Origin of the sequence: Croceitalea dokdonensis DOKDO 023 (assembly GCF_001306415.1) — a bacterium.
GTDB lineage: Bacteria > Bacteroidota > Bacteroidia > Flavobacteriales > Flavobacteriaceae > Croceitalea > Croceitalea dokdonensis.
Genome location: NZ_LDJX01000002.1, coordinates 96,582 through 119,237, shown reverse-complemented (window position 1 = coordinate 119,237; position 22,656 = coordinate 96,582). Strand labels below are relative to the sequence as shown.

At 41.2% G+C, this 22,656-nt stretch carries 22 protein-coding genes; 12 read left to right on the top strand and 10 right to left on the bottom strand.

What is annotated here, in order from left to right; translation table 11 throughout:
* Positions 1 to 74 precede the first annotated feature (74 nt).
* The 5 genes from tig to I595_RS04035 form a co-directional block, all read right to left on the bottom strand.
* On the bottom strand, positions 75 to 1,397 hold the full coding sequence (gene tig, locus I595_RS04055) for a trigger factor (RefSeq protein ID WP_054558133.1): 1,323 nt from the start codon (positions 1,395 to 1,397) through the stop codon (positions 75 to 77).
* Positions 1,398 to 1,495: 98 nt separating this feature from the next.
* Positions 1,496 to 1,843 carry a phage holin family protein gene (locus tag I595_RS04050; protein ID WP_054558132.1) on the bottom strand — a complete coding sequence of 116 codons (348 nt, stop codon included), beginning with the start codon at positions 1,841 to 1,843 and terminating at the stop codon, positions 1,496 to 1,498.
* A 71-nt stretch (positions 1,844 to 1,914) separates the two neighbouring features.
* Complete coding sequence (locus tag I595_RS04045) at positions 1,915 to 3,435, bottom strand: SGNH/GDSL hydrolase family protein (protein ID WP_054558659.1); 1,521 nt, start codon at positions 3,433 to 3,435, stop codon at positions 1,915 to 1,917.
* A 114-nt stretch (positions 3,436 to 3,549) separates the two neighbouring features.
* A complete protein-coding gene (locus I595_RS04040; protein WP_054558131.1) occupies positions 3,550 to 4,320 on the bottom strand; it encodes an alpha/beta fold hydrolase in 771 nt (256 codons plus the stop codon).
* The gene (locus tag I595_RS04035; protein WP_054558130.1) at positions 4,317 to 5,033 is read right to left on the bottom strand and encodes a pyridoxine 5'-phosphate synthase; all 717 of its coding nucleotides are present in this window, start codon (positions 5,031 to 5,033) and stop codon (positions 4,317 to 4,319) included. Before I595_RS04035 ends, I595_RS04040 begins: the two co-directional genes overlap by 4 nt.
* Positions 5,034 to 5,120: 87 nt before the next feature.
* Here I595_RS04035 and I595_RS04030 point away from each other — a divergent pair, with 87 nt between their 5' ends.
* From I595_RS04030 to I595_RS03980, 10 genes are all read left to right on the top strand, one after another.
* Positions 5,121 to 5,777 (top strand): CBS domain-containing protein, encoded by a 657-nt coding sequence (locus I595_RS04030; protein ID WP_054558129.1) that lies wholly within the window; start codon positions 5,121 to 5,123, stop codon positions 5,775 to 5,777.
* 3 nt (positions 5,778 to 5,780) lie between these two features.
* Positions 5,781 to 6,662 carry an NAD kinase gene (locus I595_RS04025; protein ID WP_054558128.1) on the top strand — a complete coding sequence of 294 codons (882 nt, stop codon included), beginning with the start codon at positions 5,781 to 5,783 and terminating at the stop codon, positions 6,660 to 6,662.
* 233 nt (positions 6,663 to 6,895) lie between these two features.
* Positions 6,896 to 7,579, top strand: a complete 684-nt coding sequence (gene porG, locus I595_RS04020; RefSeq protein WP_054558127.1) for a type IX secretion system protein PorG — start codon at positions 6,896 to 6,898, stop codon at positions 7,577 to 7,579.
* Between the two features lie 2 nt (positions 7,580 to 7,581).
* Complete coding sequence (locus I595_RS04015; protein WP_054558126.1) at positions 7,582 to 8,322, top strand: isoprenyl transferase; 741 nt, start codon at positions 7,582 to 7,584, stop codon at positions 8,320 to 8,322.
* Positions 8,258 to 10,954, top strand: coding sequence for a BamA/OMP85 family outer membrane protein (locus I595_RS04010; protein WP_157449637.1), 2,697 nt, complete (start codon positions 8,258 to 8,260; stop codon positions 10,952 to 10,954). The genes I595_RS04015 and I595_RS04010 overlap by 65 nt, the downstream gene beginning before the upstream one ends.
* A gap of 98 nt (positions 10,955 to 11,052) precedes the next feature.
* Positions 11,053 to 11,886: an OmpH/Skp family outer membrane protein gene (locus tag I595_RS04005; RefSeq protein ID WP_054558657.1), complete on the top strand. Its 834-nt coding sequence runs from the start codon at positions 11,053 to 11,055 to the stop codon at positions 11,884 to 11,886.
* 28 nt (positions 11,887 to 11,914) lie between these two features.
* Positions 11,915 to 12,424 (top strand): OmpH/Skp family outer membrane protein, encoded by a 510-nt coding sequence (locus I595_RS04000; protein ID WP_054558125.1) that lies wholly within the window; start codon positions 11,915 to 11,917, stop codon positions 12,422 to 12,424.
* 84 nt (positions 12,425 to 12,508) lie between these two features.
* Complete coding sequence (gene murI, locus I595_RS03995; protein ID WP_054558124.1) at positions 12,509 to 13,285, top strand: glutamate racemase; 777 nt, start codon at positions 12,509 to 12,511, stop codon at positions 13,283 to 13,285.
* Positions 13,286 to 13,490: 205 nt separating this feature from the next.
* Complete coding sequence (locus tag I595_RS03990) at positions 13,491 to 15,272, top strand: tetratricopeptide repeat protein (protein WP_172675908.1); 1,782 nt, start codon at positions 13,491 to 13,493, stop codon at positions 15,270 to 15,272.
* Positions 15,273 to 15,495: 223 nt separating this feature from the next.
* Positions 15,496 to 17,469, top strand: a complete 1,974-nt coding sequence (locus tag I595_RS03980) for a thiol-activated cytolysin family protein (protein WP_083467490.1) — start codon at positions 15,496 to 15,498, stop codon at positions 17,467 to 17,469.
* A gap of 173 nt (positions 17,470 to 17,642) precedes the next feature.
* Here I595_RS03980 and I595_RS03975 read toward each other — a convergent pair whose 3' ends face one another.
* Together I595_RS03975 and I595_RS03970 are read right to left on the bottom strand one after the other, a co-directional pair.
* Entirely contained in the window at positions 17,643 to 18,137 is a 495-nt protein-coding gene (locus I595_RS03975) for a dihydrofolate reductase (protein WP_054558120.1), read from the bottom strand.
* Between the two features lie 11 nt (positions 18,138 to 18,148).
* Positions 18,149 to 18,547 (bottom strand): 2TM domain-containing protein, encoded by a 399-nt coding sequence (locus I595_RS03970; RefSeq protein WP_054558119.1) that lies wholly within the window; start codon positions 18,545 to 18,547, stop codon positions 18,149 to 18,151.
* A gap of 58 nt (positions 18,548 to 18,605) precedes the next feature.
* On the opposite strand from I595_RS03970, the gene I595_RS03965 reads away from it, so the two are divergent.
* Together I595_RS03965 and I595_RS03960 are read left to right on the top strand one after the other, a co-directional pair.
* Positions 18,606 to 19,685, top strand: coding sequence for an aminotransferase class V-fold PLP-dependent enzyme (locus tag I595_RS03965; protein ID WP_054558118.1), 1,080 nt, complete (start codon positions 18,606 to 18,608; stop codon positions 19,683 to 19,685).
* Positions 19,686 to 19,844: 159 nt separating this feature from the next.
* Complete coding sequence (locus tag I595_RS03960) at positions 19,845 to 20,141, top strand: isoamylase early set domain-containing protein (protein ID WP_054558117.1); 297 nt, start codon at positions 19,845 to 19,847, stop codon at positions 20,139 to 20,141.
* A 25-nt stretch (positions 20,142 to 20,166) separates the two neighbouring features.
* Here the strand turns inward: I595_RS03960 and I595_RS03955 are convergent, their stop codons facing one another.
* The 3 genes from I595_RS03955 to egtB are packed head-to-tail and all read right to left on the bottom strand — an operon-like array spanning position 20,167 to position 22,593.
* Positions 20,167 to 20,448 (bottom strand): DUF427 domain-containing protein, encoded by a 282-nt coding sequence (locus I595_RS03955; RefSeq protein ID WP_054558116.1) that lies wholly within the window; start codon positions 20,446 to 20,448, stop codon positions 20,167 to 20,169.
* Between the two features lies 1 nt (position 20,449).
* Positions 20,450 to 21,418: an L-histidine N(alpha)-methyltransferase gene (locus tag I595_RS03950; protein WP_054558656.1), complete on the bottom strand. Its 969-nt coding sequence runs from the start codon at positions 21,416 to 21,418 to the stop codon at positions 20,450 to 20,452.
* 14 nt (positions 21,419 to 21,432) lie between these two features.
* Positions 21,433 to 22,593, bottom strand: a complete 1,161-nt coding sequence (gene egtB / locus I595_RS03945) for an ergothioneine biosynthesis protein EgtB (RefSeq protein WP_054558115.1) — start codon at positions 22,591 to 22,593, stop codon at positions 21,433 to 21,435.
* Positions 22,594 to 22,656: the final 63 nt, after the last annotated feature.

The following is a 22,656-nucleotide window of genomic DNA, read 5'->3' as shown; positions in this document are numbered from 1 at the left end:
TCTTGATTTTAGTCCATAAAAAAGGTTCTGAAATGAAAATTTCAGAACCGTAAAGATACATATTATTTAAGTTGTTAGCCGTAAACCTCTTTTACAAAGTTTTCGTAGCTGATCTCCTTCACTTTAAGATTGGCTTTTTCTTTGTAAAGATTCAGTAATTTTTGGCTCATTAACTGTTCGGACATGCGCTTTACCTCATCTTGGTTGCCCATAACCCTTGCAGCAATGTTTTCCAGTTCTTCCTCTTCTGGATTCAAATGGCCGTATTGTGCCATTTGTGATTTAATAAAGCCCTTGGCAAATTCCTTGAGCTCGTCAAATTGTACTTGAAGATTGTTTTCGTTGATAATTTTGCCCTCAATCAACTGATAACGAAGTCCTTTTTCGGACTTTTCATATTCCTCTTTAGCTTCATCTTCCGTGAGTGGATTTTCCCCGCTTACCTGAATCCATTTGTGCAGGAATTCCTTGGGTAGCTCAAACTTAGTCTCCTCGATCAACTTTTCCGTGACGTCATTTAAAAGCTTTTGGTCTGCTTGCTGTTCAAACTGCTTTTCAGAATCTTCCTTGATTTTGGCTTTCAATTCTTTTTCGGAGCTTACTTTTCCTTCACCAAAAATTTTGTCGAATAGCTCTTGGTTTAATTCTGCTAGCTCACGCTCATTGATTTCTTCAATGGTAAATTCAACCTCTATATTTAATTTTTCCGCTTTTTCCCGATCAATCCCCAAAGCGGCGGACAATAAGTAATCTTCTTTGAAAAGCCCTTTTGTTTTAAGTGTTACGGTATCATTTACCTTCTTGCCCAGCAGGGTGTCCAAGGCTTTTTTACTTTTTACCTTATCCAGTTCTAGGGTTGTTTTATGCTCAATTTCCTCAGCTTCATTTTTAAAGATACCGGTAAGTTCATGGTTTTTGCCAACTTCAGATTTGGATACAATTTTTCCGTATTGCTTTCTGATGCGCTCTACTTGCTCTTCAACCATTTTTTTATCGGCAACGATCTTGTACTGCGTTATCGCCTTTTTGGTTTTTAGCTTTACATCAAAGGAAGGCGCCAGGCCTAGCTCAAACTCAAAAGCCAACTCTTCCGCATCCCAATCCAAGCTCTCTTGTTGTTTGGGCAGGGGATTTCCCAAGACGTCCAATTTTTCCTCGGTCAGATATTTATTAAGGTTGTCTTGGAGCAGTTTGTTCACTTCGTCCACCAAGACCGCCTTGCCATATTGTTTTTTGATAAGCCCCATGGGTACCTGCCCTTTACGGAAACCAGGTATATTGGCTTGTTTTCTATAATCCTTAAGAATGGTGTCTACCTTATCTTGATAGTCATCTTTGGTGAGGGCTACTTTGACAACGGCATTTAAATCGTCTATTTGTTCTTTTGTAATGTTCATTGATGCGCTATTTGCTGTACTAAAAATGGGTGGCAAAAATAGGATATTTTATTCGCCTTGGCAAGTTTTTAAAACATTGTAAATCAATCAAAAAGTACCTAACTGGCATCCTCTTTTAAGATGGAATACAAAATGGATTGTAAGAAGGATAGTAAAAGGCTAAAAACAATGGCCCAGAACCAACCGTCTACGTTAAAGCCGGCCACAAAGGAATCTGCCAACATAATAATAATGGCGTTAATGACCAGTATAAACAGACCAAAGGTCACGATGGTGACGGGCAGTGTAAGTACAATTAAAATAGGCTTGACCAAGAAGTTAAGCACACTTAGCACCAACGCCACCAGAATGGCAGTAGTGAATTTGTTGGTGGTAACTCCCGGTAAAACCTCGGATAACAATAAAACGGCAAAGGCGCTTAACAGGATACGTAATAGAAATTTCATAAATGGTGTTATAAATTAAAAAAGACACCGCAAAAACGGTGCCTCTTTTAAAATAAACACATGTAGCCTTATTATTCTAAATACAGACCGGTAAACGCCAGTGGATTTACTTCCGGTAAATTAGAACCGTATTTTTCATTAATGGCTTCCGTAAATGCCGTGGCCAAAATGGCGTAACCCCTAGGGGAAGGGTGAACCCCGTCCAATGAAAAGCCACCACCGGTTCCAAAATCGGCTGTGACCACACTCCCATCAGCCAAAGTAAAGCCTGTTGTGCCCAGTTCCACCAAAAGGGAATTGGCATCCACCAGGGCAACATCAAACTGTGAAGCCAAGCCAGCAATAATCTGGTTGTAGGCAACTAATGCCGTATTGGCAGTTTCTTGTTCTTCGGGGGTTAAAACCCACTGGTCTGCCAAGGGTACGGCAACCCCGTTGATTGAGGTAGGGTCGTTAGGGTTGGCCAAGGTGCCAATTATCGTTTGCGAGGTTAAGACCAAAAGGTCTTCCTCGGTAGCTTGTCTCATATTGATCAACGCAGGACTCACAGCGGTTAAGTCGGTCAGGTCTTCATCCAGCAGTACTACTGGATTAGAGCTGCCAGCTTCAAAGGAAATGGTTCTTTTTTGGGCTTCTTCTGGGGAGATAAGCGGTGTGCCCAGCGGGTTTTGATTGGTGCTGAATGCCAACAGTGCTTGGTTGTATGCTGCATAGGCCCCATTCAATAAATCTGCCGTTGCTTGGTCCAAGGGTACGGGATTATGTGGAACGGTATTCAAAAACGGTATGGAAGTGACATCGGGTAAATTGGCCATAACCCCTTTTGCGCCGTTTGCCGTCATGGTGGTTAATATCTGGGTGATTGCCCCGCCCAGTACCATTGGATCGGATATATCGCTGCCTCCGTAAGTGGAAGGGTCCAAATTTCCGGTTTGGTCAACGCCGGCCCCGCCAGCTGTTACGTATCCCAAGACATCATTGTTACCTATCCAAAGGGAAAAGAATGTTGGGTTCTGAGCTGCCGCATCACCCAAGACCGTGGCATCTTCTGCAGAGGCAAATCTAGCGTAATATGGATTGGCCGTGCCCTGCGGAACACCGGCAACACTGCCATAGCCTGGAGCCAACAAATGGTAGCTTTTTGCCCCGGGGACCCCCATGTTGTTAAAGGGACCAGATAAACGATTGGAAATTTCAGTGGAACCTTGGCCGGATACGGGCACAGGTGCGGGCGAGCCACTTGCAAAGGATAATATCAACCTATTGCCTAGAATAGGCTGTCCGCCAAGGGTAGCGCCACCCAGGTCGTCTGCCATAAAAGGAATGGTAAATTCACCGCCGCCCGCCAGCGCAAAATTTTGGGCCAACATGTTCGGGTAAGAAGCTTCTTGGCCTGCCCTAAAAAGTGCCGCGTCCGAAAACCCCGCTGTCAATGAATTGCCCAGCGCCACGTAATTAGAAAAATCTGCGGTACCACTGGTGTAGACAATGGGTTCTTGTGGTGTCATTTCTTCTTCCATCACAGTGTCGTCATCAGAGCACGAGGTGACCAAGAGCCCTGTAAAGCAAGCAAGGGCAAGGAACTTTTTCATAAGAATATAATTTGAGTTAGTTTTAATCCGTATGTTCAAATCTAGCCTAAAATTGCGATACACACAATAATTGCAATTAAAAAATTATGCATGCATAATAAATAACCTTAGAATTTATGGATTTATGAAATCTAGCGTTTTCTTAAAGAATTCATCTGGGTTTTCTGCGTGTAGCCAATGTCCCGCTTTGGATACGGTTTGGATTTCTGACTTGGGAAAGTGCCTCTTAATGGTGTCGTAATCACTGGGTAAGATGTATTCGGATTTTTCACCTCGTAGAAAGAGTGTCTTACCCAAGTATGTGGCCATTGGGTCCAAGCCGTCCCCAATTTCCTCCATTTTATTTTTGAGTACTTCCAAATGAAACCTAAAAGCCAATTGTTCTTTTGTTTTCCAGTACAGGTTTTTTAATAAAAATTGACGGATTCCCAGGTTGGATAACTGTTTGGCCAATTGATCGTCCGCTTCCTTTCTATTGGTGATGGTCCCAAAATCCAAGGAGTCCAAGGCGTTCATAATGTCTTGGTGGTGGGGTGGGTAATATTTTGGGGCTATATCTGCAATAATGATTTTGGCAATATTGTCTCCATGGTCCACCGCATATTGCATCACCGTTTTGCCACCCATGGAGTGTCCTAAAAGTAGGGGAGTTTCAATGGCATGGTGCCTTATGTAATTGGCAAGGTCGTTAGCAAGGAATGTATAGTCAAAATCAGAGGAATGAAAACTTTTGCCATGGTTTCGCTGGTCTATTAAATGAACTTCCATGCCTTCTGCAGCGTACCTATTGCCCAAGGTTTTCCAATTGTCCGACATACCTAAAAAACCATGTAAAATTAACAACGGCTTTCCTTTTCCTATAATTTTTGAATGTAACAAGCTCATTCCCTCAATCGGTTTTTATACATATTAATAACATTGTCCAACCCTAGGTAAATGGACTCACATATTAAGGCATGGCCTATGGAAACCTCCAGTAAATGGGGGACATGCTTTTTAAAATAAGCGATATTGTCCAAGTTAAGGTCATGGCCAGCATTTAATCCCAAGGCAAGTTCCTTGGCAACAACCGCGGCTTTAATAAAAGGTTGTAGTGCCTTTTCTGGGTTCTTTGGATAGCCTATTGCGTAACTTTCCGTATACAGTTCTATCCTATCCGTACCAACCTTGGCAGCTCCTTCTACCATGGAAACCTCTGGGTCCACAAAAATGGAGGTACGGATACCATGCTCCTTAAAAGTGGCAATTACGTCCTTTAAAAAGTCCTTATGTTTTATGGTATCCCAGCCAGCGTTGGAGGTTATGGCCTCCTCTGCATCCGGTACTAGGGTAACCTGCGCCGGTTTGGCAGAGAGCACCAAGTCTATGAATTTTGGGATAGGGTTGCCTTCAATATTAAATTCTGTGCCAACCACATCTTTTAAATCGTGTATATCTTGATAGCGAATGTGTCTTTGGTCCGGCCTGGGATGTACGGTAATTCCCTCGGCTCCAAAGGATTCAATGTCCTTCACGGCTTTTACAAGATTTGGCACATTGCCACCCCTGGCATTTCTTAGGGTTGCCAGTTTATTGATATTTACACTTAATTTTGTCATGTAACACGAACTTTATCGGGCAAAAATACAAATAAGGCATGCCTTTTGCGCTTGTTAAAGTTGTATTTTGCACTTGAAACCTAGACTATGCATATTCAAGAACATATCTTATCTACCGTTCCCGTCTTTGATGTAACGGATACTTTGGACAAAGCCATTTCGTTTTTTGAAGAAACTACCTATTCCCATGTCGCCATTAAAGAGGAAGGGGTGTTCGTTGGTTTGCTTTCAGAGAATGATTTAGCTTGTTTTGAACCTGATAAGAGCATTGATACGTTTAGGTATGATTTGGAATCCTTCCATGGTACGGACCAGACCTCTTGGCTAGATTTGCTAGAGCAATTTGCGAGAAATGAAGCTAACCTATTACCCGTGCTTGATGCTTCTAAAAGGGTATTGGGCTATTATGATTTAAATGATGTGGTCTCCGTTTTTATCGGGACGCCTTTTTTTACGGAACCAGGTGGGATTATAGTGGTCTCTAAAGGAATCAAAGACTATTCCTTTAGTGAAATAGCCCAAATTGTAGAAACCAACAACAGTAAATTGTTGGGTGCATTTATTACTGAAACAGCCAATGATATGGTGCAAGTTACCCTTAAGACCAATGCGACCCATCTCAATGAAATCTTCCAAACGTTCAGAAGGTACAGCTATACCATAGAGTTTGGAAACAATGACGACCAATTTTTGGAAGACTTAAAGGAACGTTCGGATTATTTGGATAAATACCTTAATGTGTAGCTTATGAAGGTCGCTATTTACGGACAGTCTTTCCAAGGCCATGACGTGGGCTGTGTCTTTGAGTTACTGGACGAGCTCAAAAAAATAAGCGCAAAGGTCCATTTTGAGCATCAATTTTTGCCTTTGATACAAGAAGCTGGCCCCGTAAAGCATACCCGCACCTTTAATGCGAATACGGGTCTGGACAGAAGTTTTGACATGTTCGTTAGTTTTGGTGGGGATGGCACCATGTTAAGGGCTGCTACGTATGTCAAGGATTTGGGTATCCCCATAGTGGGCGTAAACACGGGCAGATTGGGATTTTTGTCCACTTTCAAAAAAGAAGATGTTAGGAAGGTAGTGACGGAATTTCTTGCCGGAACCTACCATATTGAGGAACGCACTTTGGTTGAAATCTGTTTGGACAGCGGTTTTCAGGAGTTTGGATCACTGAACTTTGCCCTTAACGAAATTACGGTTAGCCGTAAGGATACCACCTCCATGATTACTGTGGAAACCTTTTTAAACGATGAGTATTTAACGTCCTATTGGGCAGACGGATTAATCATTTCAACCCCAACGGGCTCTACTGGATATTCCCTAAGTTGCGGGGGTCCCGTGATAGCCCCTACTGCCAAATCTTTGGTGTTGACCCCTATTGCCCCACATAACCTTAATGCAAGGCCCTTGGTCATTTCGGATGATACTAAAATAAGGATTAAGGTGCTGGGCAGGGAAGAGAACCACTTGGTTTCTTTGGACTCCCGTATCGCATCAATGCCCAATGCTCAGGAAATTACTATTCAAAAGGCAGATTTTACGGTAAAGATGATCGTATATAAATCCGAAAGTTTTTTAAAAACCCTCAGAAAAAAATTGTTATGGGGTCACGACCGAAGAAATTAGTAGGTTTTATCCGTTTAAATATCCATGGTTTCCTACCGACGCGCATTTTCCCAAGCTACGCTCAATTATCTGCTTTTTGATATAAAAACCAGTTCCAAAGAATTTCCCGTGTTTAGGTTGGTATGCCTTTGCACCATGCAATAATTAGCGATAAAAACTGTTTATTAAGCTGAACATTATATGGCATTTTTAGCTGAAACATAACTAAAAGCCTTAGTCATATCCCATATTAAATGAGAACAATTATTTTGATGTTTTTATTGGTCATAGGTACGGTACATGCCCAAACCTATGAGGTTGGACTCTTTGCAGGAGGCGCTAATGTTATTGGTGATGTTGGCCGTACCAATTACCTTTTGCCTACTGGGCCTGCATATGGCGGTGTTTTTAAATGGAACAAATCCAAAAGATATGCGTACCGGGCAAGCATTATAAAAGGCAATGTTGTAAATGACGATGCCAGGAGCAACTTGTCTTCCAGAGTGCAGCGCGGCTTTCGCGTAGAAAATTCAGTGGTGGAGTACTCTTTGGGTATGGAATTTCATTTTGTGGAATATAACCTCCACAAACTTGGTCCCGCTTTTACCCCTTATTTATATACAGGGGTAACCTACTTTAGATACGATTTTAACTATATTGATGCACTTCAAGTTCAGGATATTAACCAAAAAGATGGTAGTTTCGCCATTCCAATGACGGTTGGGGCCAAGTATCGATTAAGTCAGTTTCTTATTTTAGGGGCCGAAATCGGAGCTAGGTATACCTTAACGGATAATTTGGATGCCAGCAATCCTGAGGGTTCCAATTTTGAACAATTTAGGTTTGGCAATGTATTTAGTGATGATTGGTATGTGTTTTCTGGAATAACCCTAACCTATACGTTTGGGCGTAAACCATGCCAAGATTGTTTTGAATAGCCATGAACAACCTTTTAACCATTGATAAAGAGCGCTTACCGCGCCACATCGCCATTATTATGGACGGTAACGGCCGTTGGGCCAAGGAAAGGGGTAAGTTACGGGTTTTTGGTCATGAACATGGAGTAGAGGCGGTTAGGCGCACGGTAGAAAATTGCGCTAACCTTGGCATAGACTTTTTAACGCTCTATGCATTTTCCACGGAAAACTGGAACCGACCCAAAATTGAAGTGCAGACCCTAATGCGCATACTGGTCTCCTCCCTACGCAAAGAACTGCCAACATTTACGGACAACAACATAAAGTTAAATGCCATAGGGAACATAGAATCCCTTCCAGGAAAAGCAAAACGGGAGTTATTGGAGGTAATTTCCAAAACCGCCCAGAACACAGGAATGACGTTGACCCTGGCTTTGAGCTATGGTTCCCGTGATGAGCTAAAAACAGCTATAAAACAGATAAGTTCCAAAGTTAAAAATAATATAATTTCAATAGAGAATATTGATGATGCCATTATAAATACCCATCTTTACACGCATGATATGCCAGATGTAGACTTGCTGATTCGCACTAGTGGAGAGCACAGAATCAGCAATTTTTTATTGTGGCAAATTGCATATGCGGAGTTATATTTTATTGACGTATTTTGGCCCGATTTTAAGGAGCAGCATTTAGTGGATGCAATTATCAATTACCAGAACAGAGAACGACGATTTGGAAAAACTAGCGAACAACTCAGTTAAAGGGTTTACACAAATTCCTACCTACACCTACTTTTTATTTCTTTTCTTTTTTATGTTGTGGTCCGCATCTGCGCAGCAAACCGCATTGGAGGACGGGAAAAAGTACATCTTGGGCGGTATAGAGGTCACCGGCTTACAGAGTTATAACGAACAAACGGTTAAAACATACACAGGCTTAAGAATTGGCCAACCCATTACCGTACCGGGAGAGGAAATAAGTTCCGTAATAAAAAAACTATGGGGACTGGAGCTCTTTACCAATGTGGAAATGTACCAAACTAGGATTGAGGGGGATAAAATCTTTTTAGAGCTCAATATTCTGGAAAGGCCCACCCTTACCAATGTCACGGTTTATGGGGTAAAAAAGAAAAAAGTGGAGGATATCATCAATGATACCGACCTTAAAAAGGGAAAAAAAATTACCGAAAGCTTAATCGCCAATACCAAATCCTATCTGGAAAATAAGTACAGAAAACAGGGTTTCCTCAACGCAAAGGCCACCATTGCCACCAAAAAAGATACGGTTGGGGTCAATAGTGAGAGTATGGTGATCAACATTAAAAAAGGGGATAAGGTAAAGATTAGTGAGATCGCTTTTGAAGGCAACGAAAAACTCACCGATAAGAGACTTAGGAAGGCCTTAAAGAAAACCAAGCAAAAGAAATTTTACAGGTTTTGGAAGAAATCAAAATATATTAATGATGACTACCGGGAAGACCTTGCAAGTTTGGTAGATGCCTATGCAGAAAAGGGGTATAGGGATGCAAGGGTACTATCAGACACCTTTATTAAAGTAGATGAAAACAACATCAAATTAAAAATTGAGGTAGAGGAGGGAAACCGATACTACTTTGGGGATATCAATTTTGTGGGCAATTCTGTGTACACAGATCGGCAATTGGCACAAGTGCTTGGCATTAAAAAGGGAAATGTCTACAATGGGGTCTTACTAAAAAAACGCATCGCGGATGACAGCAAGCCAGATGGTGAGGATATTACCAACCTGTACCAGAACAATGGCTACCTTTTTTCCAATATCAATCCTGTTGAGGTCTCAGCGGTAAATGATACCATAGACTTTGAGATTAGGATCATAGAGGGTAAGGAAACCTTTCTAGACCATGTTCAGGTGGTGGGGAATGACAAAACCAATGACCATGTGATTTTTAGGGAGCTACGCACAAGACCGGGACAAAAATACAGTAAGGACAACATTGTAAGAACTATCAGGGAGTTGGGACAGCTGGGCTTTTTTGATGCAGAACAGATTGCCCCAGATATACAGAACCCTAACCCCAATGAGGGTACCGTAGATATCCAGTATAGCTTGGTGGAGGCAGGCTCTAGCCAAATTGAGCTCCAAGGCGGATATGGTGGAGGAGGATTTATTGGAACCTTGGGACTTTCTTTTAATAATTTCTCCTTACAGAACATTTTTAATGGAGAGGCGTATAAACCGGTTCCCATGGGAGATGGCCAAACCTTTGCCCTACGCTTACAGGCCAGCCAAGCCTTTAGGGTGTACAGTTTAAATTTTGCGGAACCTTGGTTGGGAGGCAAAAAACCGGTAAGGTTTAACCTTTCTTTTTCCAGAACCCAGCAGTTTGCCACCAATTTTAACGAGCGAAGACAAATTGAGGCAGATAAGAGCAGGGGTTTTTCCATCACTGGAGTATCTGCCGGACTTGCAAAAAGGGTACAATGGCCAGATGATTTCTTTACCATTTCCCATGCATTAGGGTATCAGAGGTATGAATTTAACGACTTTAGCAATCTGGGCCTTTTTAATTTTGGAAACGGAACCTCTAATTCATTTACCTACACTTTGGGCATCTCCAGAAGTTCACAGGGTCCTAACAGAATATTTCCATTATCTGGGTCCAATTTTGAAATAACCGCAAAATTCACCCCTCCATATTCCTTGATCAGCGGAAAGGATTTTGGTGCCATAACGGATGAGCTGGATGTTTTAAACAACCAGATTTTAACCTTGGGCAATCAGCAGGCACCTAGCTTGGAAGACCAGGCCGAAATAACACGCCTGCAAGGGCAGGTGGAACTCTTGGAGGAAGAGCGTTTTAAATGGTTGGAGTATTATAAGGTAAATTTCCGCGGAGACTGGTATACCAGAATTGTGGACAAGCTGGTGCTCCGGACCAATGCAGAGTTTGGGTTTTTGGGCAATTACAACAATGATATAGGCAATGTTCCCTTTGAACGTTTCTTTGTAGGTGGTGATGGTCTTGGAAACTTTCAATTAGATGGCAGGGAAATCATTCAGTTAAGAGGGTATGAAAACCAGTCCGTTACCCCATTGGCAGCCAATGGAACACCTGCGGGCGGTGTTATTTACAATAAATTTTCCATGGAACTAAGATATCCGCTTACCTTAAAGCCATCAGCATCCATTTATGCACTTACTTTTCTAGAGGGCGGTAACGCTTTTAGCAATTTTAATGAATTTAATCCGTTTCAGTTAAAGAGATCAGCTGGGGCGGGACTTCGGATATTTATGCCTGCATTCGGTCTATTGGGTATTGATTTTGGATATGGTTTTGATTCGGATTTAAGACCAAATTCTATTGGCCCAAGCGGATGGCAGACCCACTTCATTATTGGTCAGCAGTTTTAACCATAGAAAATATGTCTTTTTGTATTGCTTAAGATTTTCATTTTTAGGTTTTTATGTATTTTGGCACGATATTTTCTATACAATCATCAGCTATTAAAATGAAGACAAGGCAGTTTTTGGTTTTCCTAGTCCTTTTAATCGGTATATCCACATATTCCCAAAGGGGAGTAAGGATCGGTTATGTAGATATGGAGTATATTCTGGAGAACGTAGAAGAATACCGTGATGCAACGGAGCAATTAAATACTAAGGCAGAGAAGTGGAAGAAAGAGATAGAGCTAAAGCTGAGCACGGTAGAGCAGATGAAGAAGGACCTAATGGCAGAAAAAGTGTTGCTCACGGATGAGTTGATAGAGGAGCGCCAAGAAGAGATTCAAATTTTGGAAACAGAGGTGCTTACGTACCAACAAGACCGTTTTGGTCCGCAGGGAGATTTGGTACTGCAAAAACGATTGTTGATACAGCCCATACAGGACCAAGTATTTGCAGAGGTCCAGAAAATAGGACAGAATAAAAAGTATGATTTTATTTTTGATAGATCGGCAGATGTCGTAATGTTGTATGCCGAAAAAAGGCATGACGTAAGTGACCTGATATTAAGGGAAATAGCAAGGACCAGAAAAGTAAGTAAATCTAAAAAGAAGGAAAAGCAGGAAAGTAAGTTAAAAGATTTTCAAGCACAAGAAGCAGAGTTGGAAAAAGAGGTCAGTGAGGCCCTAAAGGCGCGTCAGGAAAAATCTAGTGCGGACAAAGAATCCCGCTTAAAAGCGGCCGAAGCTAAAAAGGCAGAGCAGCTAAAATTGCGGGAGGAACGTAAAAAGGCCTACGAAGAACGCAGAAAGAAATTGTTGGAAGAACGGGAGGCCAAAAGAAAGGCAAAGTCAGAAGAACGAGAAAAAGAATCAGGGAATACAGAAGAATCTAAGAATTAAACACTCAAAATTAAAGTTAATTAGAATTATGAAAAATGTAAAGAAAATTTTTGTTGCCATAGCTTTATTTGCAGCCGCTACAAGTTTTGTAAACGCACAAAGTAAAGTAGCCCATATTAATGTTACCGAACTTTTGCAGCAAATGCCAGAAATGGTTGCCGCGCAAGCAGAGCTTAAAAAGTTACAGGAAACGTACAGGGCAGATTTGCAAGGTTCAATGACAGAATTTCAAAATAAGGCTACCCAATATCAGAATGAATCACAGACCAAGAGTCGTGAGGAGAATGAAAAAAGGGCATTGGAACTTCAGGAAATCCAAAAAAATATTGAAGGTGCGGAGCAAGCTGCCATGCAAGAAATGCAGCAAAAACAAGGAGAGCTTTTTGCACCAATTTCGGAAAAAGCCAAAGCGGCCATTGAGAAGGTAGCTGCTGCCCAGGGTTATGACTATGTGATTGATGCTTCACAAGGAGGTGGGTTGATCGTTGCTAAAGGTAAGGACCTGTTGCCACTGGTTAAAGTAGAGCTGGGGTTCTAAGATATTCCAATTAGTTATACCAAATAGATACCGTAAACCGTCTGGCCATATTAACTGGAGCCGGGCGGTTTTTTATTTTTAGAAATGGATAATCCTATTGGCATTTTTGATTCTGGCGTTGGGGGCACTTCCATTTGGAAGGAAATTAAGCGTGTGCTGCCCAACGAGAACACCATTTATCTGGCAGATAGTGCCAATGCACCTTATGGTAGCAAGTCAAAAGAGGAAATCCTCCAATTATCCATAAAAAATACAGAATTCTTACTGCAGGAAAATTGTAAGCTCATTGTGGTGGCCTGTAATACCGCCACCACCAACGCCATAGACCACCTTAGAAAAAAGTACCCAATCCCTTTTATAGGCATTGAGCCGGCAATAAAGCCCGCGGCTCTCCACACAAAGACCGGGAAAGTGGGGATTTTGGCCACCAAGGGCACATTATCCAGTAGTTTGTTTCATAGCACCTCTAGAATTCATGCTGGGGGAATTGAAGTCTACGAGCAAGAAGGAAAAGGTTTGGTAGAGCTCATTGAGGCAGGAAATCAAGATTCCAAAGAAACCAAACGATTACTCTTGGAATATGTGAAACCAATGCTCAATGCAGGAATTGACTGTTTGGTCTTGGGCTGTACCCATTATCCTTATTTGATTCCTACCTTAAAGAAAATCCTTCCTAAAACTATTCAAATCATAGATTCTGGTTATGCGGTGGCCATGCAAACCAAGAACGTTTTAAAAGAAAATCGGCAGTTGCGCGCAGAAAACTTCAATAGTAACCATTCTTTTTACACCAATAAAGATGTAGGTTTACTCAACCCATTTGTGGGTTCAAATGTTCAAACCCAATATTTGGATTTTTAGTACCAAAAGGCGGCTTTTGCTTTATCATACTTTTGACTTCAAAAGTCATTTATTGTCCTAATTACCAAAGCTTTGGATTATTTCCTTACTTTTAAAGGGAAACCAAGCTGCTATGAAAATTCAATACCGATATCTTATCTCAACTTGCTATATTTTTTTTTTCTCCCAGCAGCTATTTTGCCAAGAGAATTCTGAGCTCGACAGCTTGTTAGTTTTATATAGGAATCAAAAAAGTGGTATTTCAAAACTATCCACGCTGAATGCCATTTTTCAGCTACAACTAGGTATAAATATTGACGAGTCGCTTCCGTTTGTCAAAGAACAGCTTTCACTTTCAAAAGAATTGGACAACGAAGAAGGTTATTATGATGCCATTCAAAACTACGCTGCATATTATTTTAATAAGGGAATCTTAGATTCTGCAAACACATACTATTTAAAGTCGAAGGAATATTGGGAAAAGACCAAAAACTTATCCAAGCTTATTCTAGCAAATAATGGTTTTAGCAAATCTCAATATGGACTTGGAAAAAACGATTACGCCATTGAATTGATTAATAGAAGTCTTAAGTTGACAGATTCAATAGACATCGACTCGGTAGTAGTGGGAGATACATATAGAATACGGGGAAACATTTATCAAGCAATGGGAAATAGAGCACTTGCTTTAGAAGATTTTCTGAAAGTTGAAAAATTTTATAGCACTAATAGGAATAGTATAAAATATGCAACTGCTCTGGACGATATTGGGTACTTGGAAATGCTCATGAAAAATAACTCCAGCGCCCTTCTCTACACGGAACAAGCTGCTGAGATTTATGATTTTTTAGACAGCAAGCAATTACTAGGACGAGCTTATGAAACCTTAGGAATTTTATCTGTAGAGTTGGAAAAAAGGGATGCAGCTAGAATGTATTTTGAAAAACATCGTAACCTCGCCAAAAAAATAGGCTCAGTTTATATGGAGGCAAAAGCGTATAGCAACCTAGGCGGTTTATTAGTTGAGGGCAAAGATTTTGATGAAGGTATCGCATTTCTCAAAAAGTCGATTGATTTATTCCAAAAAACGGGACGTACACTACACATCTCACATGCCATAATGAATCTCGGCCTAGCATATCATGATAAAAAAGACTATGAGAAGGCAATTATATGCTTTAATGAAGCAGAAGTCATCGCACAAGAAGCAAACCTACTCCCAAATCTTGCCAAAATTTTTGGCTATCGTTCAAAAAGCTACGAAGCCCAGAATAAATTCAAAAATGCATTGATTGACCTTCGAAATTTCAATGTGATAAATGATTCACTGATTAATCTTGCGAAAACAGAACAAATTGAAGAAATGCGAGCCATCTTCGATACTGAAAGAAAAGAACAACAGATTGCCCAACAAGAAACAGAAATTGCACTATTGGAAGAGCAAAAAAAGGTAAGTTCTCTCCAAAAGTGGTTGTTGGGCTCTGGTCTAGGGCTGTCGCTATTGGTTTTTGGGTTTGGTTTTTACGGTATCCGCCAAAAAATGAAACGTAATAAAGTAGAGCGCGAAAAAGTAGCTGCCGAACTGGCTTTCAAGAAAAAAGAATTGACCACACAGGCCCTTCATTTGGCCAAAAAGAATGAAACGCTTGAAAACCTTAAGCAAAAAGCAAAAGAGCTCAAGGAAAAAGAAGCTTCCAATAATGGGTACCAACAATTGATTACCTCTATTAATTTTGACCTGCAGGACGATAATAATTGGGAAAATTTTGCACGCTATTTTGAAGAGGTCCACAAAGATTTTAATAGCAAGGTCACTAAAAAATACCCTGAGGTTACCTCAAATGAACTTCGTCTAATGGCCTTGTTAAAAATGAACCTTTCTTCCAAGGAAATTGCCAATATTTTAAACATTTCCATCCCAGGAATCAAAAAAGCACGGCAGCGTTTGCGTAAAAAAATGAACCTTTCAACGAGTGATTCATTGGAGAACGCTATTTTGAGCATCTAGTTTCAGCCCAATAAATACAAGGCCTCCCAATGTTTTTTTTGGGTAGTATACCATTTGTCTCCCCTCTTTTTTTTATTTCCTAAAGCCATCATGCTAGGTTTGTGGTGTTGCCAAAAACAACAACCGTTTTTTGTGGTTTCCTGCTCGGTATAGGGCTGCAGACCTTCACCGTTCAGGCCACTTAAAACAACATCCAAGTTTAACCACAAAAAAAATTAGAAAGATGAAAACAAAGAATTACAGTTACTGGATTATATTACTTGTTATCGGCTGTCTCACATTGGCCATTTCCTGCAGTTCAGAAGATGGCGGTGATATACAGGCCATAGATACGGACGGTGATGGGGTAATTGATGCCAATGATGATTGCCCTGCACAAATTGGGCCCAGTAGTAATCAAGGCTGTCCAACTACGGAAGCGGGTTTAACTTTTGATGAAGTAATCAATTTAGGGGCAGATCCCGAAACATTTCCCATGTCTCGGACGGAAGAAGTAATCACTGAATCTGAGCCTGTGAGTGAAGATTATCCAACTTTGGATGAAGATGGTGACCCCGTTACTGAGCGATTCATATGCACCACTAAAAGAGTAAGTGTACTTGATGGTAATGGACAGTTTCCCCTTTTTGATAGCAATGCAGATGTCATTTATCCTGGAAACCTACTTCAAGGGAAAAGCTTGGTCAATGCAACTCCAGCCCCAATTGTGGTCAAACGGGCGGGCGGAACAATTTCTTATAACCTTAATAATGGTAATCTTAATTCAAGTTTTACCGTTGAAGAGGTGCGCAAGAGCAGTATTCAAGATGCTATGAACAGTATCATTGCTAACTCTGGAGAAGTCGTACCCGCGAATTTTCAATTGGACATTGTTCAGATAGAATCTGAAAGTCAGATGGCCTTAGAGATGGGGATTGATGTGGAAACCTTTACCACCAAAGTATCAAGCGATATGTCATTCAGTCAAGATCTATCCTACAATAGAACCTTGGTAAAACTACAGCAGTCCTACTATACCATGAGTTTTGACCTTCCTACCAGCCCTGAGGAGATTTTCGACGCAAGCGTGACCCCTCAAGACTTAGCTACTTTTGTACAGGCCGATAATCCCGCAACTTTTATTTCATCGGTAACCTATGGTCGAATTTTTTATATGCTCATCGAATCTACCTCGAGCAGAACCGAGATGGAGGCCAATATCGATTTTGCATACGACGGTCTTGTCGCATCGGTTGAGGGTGAATTGGAAACGAACTTTCTAGATAGTCTTGACAATCTAAGAATAAAAGTAATTGCGTATGGCGGTGATGCCGCAGGTACGTTTCAATTGGCCGGTGAAAGCAGTATTTCAGAAATTGCCAATAAGATCGCAGAAAGCACTGATGTCAGAGCTGGTTTACCATTGTCTTATGTAGTGCGCAGTGTTAAACGCCCCGACCTGATTGTAGGTACTGAGCTTGCCACGGAATATGACATGGTGGATTGTGAACTTAAAGGCGTACTTCCCCCTGCTAGATTGCAAGCTTTGGTAGACCTTTTTGAAGATGATGCTGATGGTGGTGGTATTGGGGCCATGGTAAATGTATCTGCAAGTAACATTCTTGTTTTCAATAAAATGGGTGATAAATACGCTTGGTTTCATGCGAGCACCGGCGATATAAAAGGTGTTTTTAGCATTGCCGAACCAAATTCACCCCTTGGTGTCGTACCACTTGACAAAGTTGGTGCTGCCATTCAGGGGAATATCCGAGGTCTATATTTTTTTAGCGAAACCGGGAGCATAACGGCAGTCTTGCGTTATGAGATTGAAAATTGGTCGGGCGATATTGATGCACCTACCTCACCCATTGGTAATTTTGATGGTATCACCTATTCTACGGTAGATATATATGGCGACCAAGATGCCTATCCATTTACGGGTGGCGACTTTACAGCGGCCTTATCATTTAGTGTCACTGCGGTTACACACGGTTTTTATGGAGATGGAGGAAGTTTAATTGCGTACTATTTACCCAGTTCCGGTAGATGGACCGCAACTTCAGCTAGTACTTTGTTCGAAAAAGTAGGAGCTGCATGTTATGTTTCTTTTGGTGGAGGTACAACCCTTCAATATCTAAGTGTAAACATCGATGGTGATGAATTAAAACTAGAGCAGAATAGCCCAAACATAGTGGACGGGCCATGGGTAATTAATTGATAATTTGTTACCTGGGGGAAACCCCATTTAAGTTGAGATGTAATTGGATTGATAAATTGAAATACAATACGTAGACTGCCAATTTTGGCGGGTAACCCATGAAATTTGTTTTAGCCAAAAAGATAGGTCGTAAGGCCTATCTTTTTTATTTAGTGGATTTTTTCAAGTTGGTTTTATGATTTTTGCTGATAGGTCATAAAACTAAAATCAAACGCATGCCGTTCATCTTTAGGATGGTATTCCTCATGGATAAGTTTCCACTGATTCAAATCAATTTCCGGAAAAAACGTGTCTGCATCAACGGAAGCGTGCACTCGGGTCAGTTCAATTTTAGTGGCGAAATCCATCCCTTGTTTATAAATTTGTCCGCCCCCGATGATAAAAGCTACAGGGTCTTCCTTAACGTAAGCAATGGCGTCTTCCAATGAATGAAAGAGCGTGCAAGGGAACTTGGGCTTATAGTTAGCGTCCCTACTAACCACAACATGTTCTCTATTGGGCAGGGGTCTCGGAAAACTTTCCAAGGTTTTGCGTCCCATGATGATTTTATGACCGGTGGTAAGGCTTTTAAAACGTTTAAAATCGTCCGGGAGGTGCCAAGGTAAATCGTTGTTGATGCCTAGGGCGTTGTTTTCCGCAGCAGCGGCAATGATGATCAGTTCGCTCATTTTCACTTTCCTTAATGATCCGGTAGATCTTTTTTTTTGTTGATATTGGAAATTGGAAAATCGGTCTCAATCTCCTTTTGTAGGGCTGCTATGCGATTTTTCTGTTTGGCGACCAGTTTTTCCCGTTGTGAACGCTCCCATTCTTTTCCCATGAATTTATGGGTAACAAAAACGTTAAAAGCGTGAATCATAAATAAAAAGGCCCAAGCGGTAATGGCCCATGCAAACCAGTTATATTCGGCTTGTACCTTTAGGATTTTATTGATAAGAATCAGGAAAACGCTACCGATTAAAAAAATAACAAAATGAGAGAATAGTCTCTTCTTTTGCTTGATACGCTTTTGGGCATTTTCGAGCAGCTCATGCTGTTCTAGGTCAACTTCAGTTTTACCCTTACGCTTAGAAAACATTTGTCGTTATCTTTATCAATGAGGAACAAAGATAATGGATTGCCCTTAACAGTCAATAATGAATACAGACCATAAAGAATTTCCCATACTCCATCAATACATCTACGCAAATACCGCTGCTACGGGCCTACTTGGTGCAAATTTGTTGGAATGGAGACAAGAGCATGACCTGGACTATTTGGTGGGTGGCAGCATGATGAAAATGCATGCCAATGCCATGTTGGCGGATGTGAGAAAAACGGTTGGCCATTTTTTCAATGCATCCAGCGAGGAGATTATTTTGGTGCCCAGCTTTACCCTTGGTTTAAACGTATTGTTGGAAGGTTTATCGCCAAAGGAAAAGGTACTGTTGCTTAAGGGGGATTATCCCTCTTTAAACCGCCCGTTTGAAAGTCGGGATTTTAAAAAGGAATATATTAACATTACGGATAGGTTGGAAGAGGCTATTTATGAAGCGGTACAGACTAAAAAAATTACGGTGCTCGCCTTAAGTGTGGTACAGTGGTTAGATGGCATAAAAATAGACCTTGGTTTTTTACATCAACTTAAAAAAGATTTCCCCAGTTTACTGATTCTTGCCGATGGCACGCAGTTTTTGGGAACCTCCAATTTTGACTTCCAAGAATCAGCTATCGATGTCATTGGGGCCAGTGCCTACAAATGGTTGCTGTCCGGTTTTGGAAACGGGATTTTATTGGTTAGCGAGGCCGCTCAAGAACGCTTTAAAATTCGGTCTAACGGTTACGGTTCTGGCCGAAATCAAAATGACACCATGCACCAACGCACTTTTGCCAAACGTATGGAACCGGGACATTTGGATACCTTGAATTTTGGAAGTTTAGGATTTGCCCTTTCACGCCTTAAGAACATAGGTATGGACTCCATTGGCGGTAAAATTGATACCTTATCTTACCATGCCAAAGAAGTCTTTACCAATCTTGGTCTATTGTCATCTGTTGTGGTTAAAAGACCTTTACACAGCAGCATTTTTAATATTAAGGGGGGCGAAGCCACATTTGGGTTGTTAACGCAAGAAAATATAGTATGCTCGCAGCGGGGAGACGGTATCCGGTTGAGTTTTCATTATTACAACACGGTAAACGAAATAGATAGGATTGCAGATATTTTAAAAAAATAAGCGGCTTTTGAACATTGGACAGTTTTATTTCAAATTCTTAAGAAAGTAACGTTGTTGTCCTTTAAAATTTATGAAAATCGTAAATCGTTCTTAATGTATTGATTATTAATGCTTTTATGTATTGTTTTGCTATGAATTTCAACTTAAAAATAGTTTGCCATGGCGATTAAAAAACAGTATCTAAAAACAAAACCAGTTTGCAAGGTAACTTTTACCGTGCCGGCTGAAGAAGCAGAAAAAGTAGCCGTTGTTGGTGATTTCAATAATTGGAACCCCAAAGGCAGTACCCTTAAAAAACTAAAGAACGGAACTTTCAAAGGTACGTTTGAACTACCAAAAGAAAATTCCTATGAATTTCGTTATTTGGTGGATAGCACCTATGTAAACGATGCGGAAGCAGACCGTTTTCAATGGAATGATTATGCCGGTGCGGAGAATGCCGTGCTAGAAGTATAAACAATGGATAACCATTGGGGAATTCCTATTCCTCAATGGTTACCCCTTTCCAAAACGCAATGTGGCCCTTGATACTGCGGGCCAGCTCACTAGTTTCAGGATAATACCACGCGGCATCTTTATTTTCTTTTCCATCAACGTGTACGTTGTAGTAAGAAGCCACACCTTTCCAAGGGCAATTGGTATGGGTGTCACTAGGCTGATAGAACTCTTTTTTAATGCTCTCCGGAGGAAAGTAATGGTTGTTTTCAATAACAACCGTCTTATCACTCTCTGCTATAACTGTATTGTTCCAAATAGCTTTCATCTTATTTTCTTTTAAATAAATAGTTTTGGTAGGTCTTGTTTTGGTCGCTAAACTGGTCCAAAACTTGCAGCCCAGCCTCCTTGGCCATCCAATGCACCACCCTATCATCATATTTTTGGGAGATTTCCGTGTGAATAGTCTCCCAGGCGTCAAAGGTAATTTTAAGATTTAACCCAGCAATAGACACTTGTTGGGGTTCTTTGGCCACCAAAAAGCTTTTGGCCGTTCCGGTTTCTGGGTCGTACACTTCCCAATGCAGGAATTTATCTAACTTAAAATCCCCTTCTAATTCGCGGTTGATCCTGGTCAGTATGTTCTTATTGAACGCTTCCGTGATACCTGCTGCGTCATTATAGGCATTTAAAATGGTCTGCGGATGTTTTTTTTGGTCAAACCCCATGAAAATTAAATCCCCTTCCCGTAGTACCGCTTTCAGTTTTTTTAGAAACTCTATGGCCTGTGGATGTAATAGATTCCCAATATTGGAACCCAAAAAGAGAATCACTTTTTTACGGGCGGTTTCTTGGCCAATGGTAGTTAGGGTCTCAAAATATGTGCCTTGTATTGGATTTATAACAACCTTGGGTAACTCATGGTGTATGGATTGCTCCAGACTTTCCAATGCATTTTGGCTTATGTCAATAGGGCGGTAGTCAAAATCCATGGGTTTTTCAGAAAAATACCTTAAAAGTATTTTTGTTTTTTTTCCATCCCCAGCCCCCAGCTCGTATAAGCTAAAGGGATTTTTGGCATCACCAAAGTAAGATGCCAAGCTTTCCTTGTGTTCATCTAAAATGGCATATTCCGCATTAGTGAGGTAATACTCGGGCATTGCCATAATATCCTGGAACAATTGATCGCCAGTCTCATCATAAAAATATTTTGAGGAAAGATATTTTGGATATGCCGTTAGTCCTTCATGGACTTCTTTGCCAAAAGTGGATTTTTGTGTGCTTGTATCTTTTTGCATAGGTTTCGTGCAACTTACTTGGCCAGCCGTAAGCCGGTAAATTGCCATCTTAAATGGGTTTGGAAAAAATTACGGTACGTTGGTCTAGTGTGTTGTGAAGACGTGGCTACGGAGCCACCTCTCAACACCTTTTGGTTCACCATGAACTTCCCATTATACTCGCCTAGGGCACCGTCCGCTTTTCTGTAATTTGGATAGGGCAGGTAGGCACTTTCTGTCCATTCCCAGCGGTTGCCCCAAGGAAAATGCGATTGGGCGGCCTCCCATTCAAACTCTGTGGGCAAGCGCAAACCTTTGGATTGGGCGTAGGCAAAGGCCTCAAAATAAGAAATATGCGCAACAGGGGTGTTAGGGTCTATTTTTTGTAATCCCAGGGCGGTATAGTGGAACCATTCCCCATCAATGGAATGCCAGTACATAGGGGCACTGATTTGGTTTTGCCGTACCCAGTCCCAACCTTCCGCATGCCAATACCCGTGGGTTGTATACCCACCATTTTCAATAAACGCCATAAATTCCCCATTGGTCACCAGTTTGTTGGAAATGGAATACCCGTTGAGGTAAACCTGATGCCTTCCAAGTTCATTGTCATAACAAAAACCATCGCCTAAATAACCTACCCCATAAAGTCCTTCTTCCATGGAAATCCATAACTGTTCATGACTTTCGGTAGGGTGTTCCAGAAAATCTGGCGTGTATGCGGGAAGTAAAGGATTGTTGCCCAAAATATATTTAATGTCCGTAAGAAGTAGCTCTTGGTGCTGCTTTTCATGGTGAATGCCTATTTCCAGTATTTGGTGCAGTTCTTTTGCTTGTACCGCTGAGAAGAGTGCCCGTATAGCTTCATTTACATATGACCTATAGGCGTATACCTTTTTTACCGAAGGTCTGCTCATATTTCCCCGGTCCGTGCGCACCACCCGCTTTCCAACAGATTCGTAATAACTGTTAAAGACAAAGGCAAAGTGTTCATCGAACAAACGGTAGTCTTTAGCATAGGGTTTAAGCAAAAACTCCTCAAAAAACCATGTGGTATGCCCCAGGTGCCATTTGGGCGGGCTCACATCAACAACGGGCTGTACCACATAATCTTCTATTTCAAGAGGTTGACAGATAGTTTCGGTATGTTGTCTGGTTTCCACAAAGAAATCCAACAACGTATCGGTAAGCATCATAAAAACAATTTTCCTTTAAAGATAACCAATTATCCCGCCTTTTGGATTGCATTTTTTGTTCGT

Coding starts and splice junctions, on each gene's coding strand:
- I595_RS04050 (WP_054558132.1), bottom strand. CDS start 1,843: ATGAAATTTCTATTACGTATCCTGTTAAGCGCCTTTGCCGTTTTATTG.
- I595_RS03955 (WP_054558116.1), bottom strand. CDS start 20,448: ATGAAAGCTATTTGGAACAATACAGTTATAGCAGAGAGTGATAAGACG.
- I595_RS03965 (WP_054558118.1), top strand. CDS start 18,606: ATGAATACAGACCATAAAGAATTTCCCATACTCCATCAATACATCTAC.
- I595_RS04040 (WP_054558131.1), bottom strand. CDS start 4,320: ATGAGCTTGTTACATTCAAAAATTATAGGAAAAGGAAAGCCGTTGTTA.
- I595_RS03960 (WP_054558117.1), top strand. CDS start 19,845: ATGGCGATTAAAAAACAGTATCTAAAAACAAAACCAGTTTGCAAGGTA.
- porG (WP_054558127.1), top strand. CDS start 6,896: ATGAGAACAATTATTTTGATGTTTTTATTGGTCATAGGTACGGTACAT.
- I595_RS03975 (WP_054558120.1), bottom strand. CDS start 18,137: ATGAGCGAACTGATCATCATTGCCGCTGCTGCGGAAAACAACGCCCTA.
- I595_RS04035 (WP_054558130.1), bottom strand. CDS start 5,033: ATGACAAAATTAAGTGTAAATATCAATAAACTGGCAACCCTAAGAAAT.
- egtB (WP_054558115.1), bottom strand. CDS start 22,593: ATGATGCTTACCGATACGTTGTTGGATTTCTTTGTGGAAACCAGACAA.
- I595_RS03970 (WP_054558119.1), bottom strand. CDS start 18,547: ATGTTTTCTAAGCGTAAGGGTAAAACTGAAGTTGACCTAGAACAGCAT.
- I595_RS04010 (WP_157449637.1), top strand. CDS start 8,258: ATGCAATTATCAATTACCAGAACAGAGAACGACGATTTGGAAAAACTA.
- murI (WP_054558124.1), top strand. CDS start 12,509: ATGGATAATCCTATTGGCATTTTTGATTCTGGCGTTGGGGGCACTTCC.
- I595_RS04025 (WP_054558128.1), top strand. CDS start 5,781: ATGAAGGTCGCTATTTACGGACAGTCTTTCCAAGGCCATGACGTGGGC.
- I595_RS03980 (WP_083467490.1), top strand. CDS start 15,496: ATGAAAACAAAGAATTACAGTTACTGGATTATATTACTTGTTATCGGC.
- I595_RS04000 (WP_054558125.1), top strand. CDS start 11,915: ATGAAAAATGTAAAGAAAATTTTTGTTGCCATAGCTTTATTTGCAGCC.
- I595_RS03950 (WP_054558656.1), bottom strand. CDS start 21,418: ATGCAAAAAGATACAAGCACACAAAAATCCACTTTTGGCAAAGAAGTC.
- I595_RS04005 (WP_054558657.1), top strand. CDS start 11,053: ATGAAGACAAGGCAGTTTTTGGTTTTCCTAGTCCTTTTAATCGGTATA.
- I595_RS04045 (WP_054558659.1), bottom strand. CDS start 3,435: ATGAAAAAGTTCCTTGCCCTTGCTTGCTTTACAGGGCTCTTGGTCACC.
- I595_RS04030 (WP_054558129.1), top strand. CDS start 5,121: ATGCATATTCAAGAACATATCTTATCTACCGTTCCCGTCTTTGATGTA.
- I595_RS04015 (WP_054558126.1), top strand. CDS start 7,582: ATGAACAACCTTTTAACCATTGATAAAGAGCGCTTACCGCGCCACATC.
- tig (WP_054558133.1), bottom strand. CDS start 1,397: ATGAACATTACAAAAGAACAAATAGACGATTTAAATGCCGTTGTCAAA.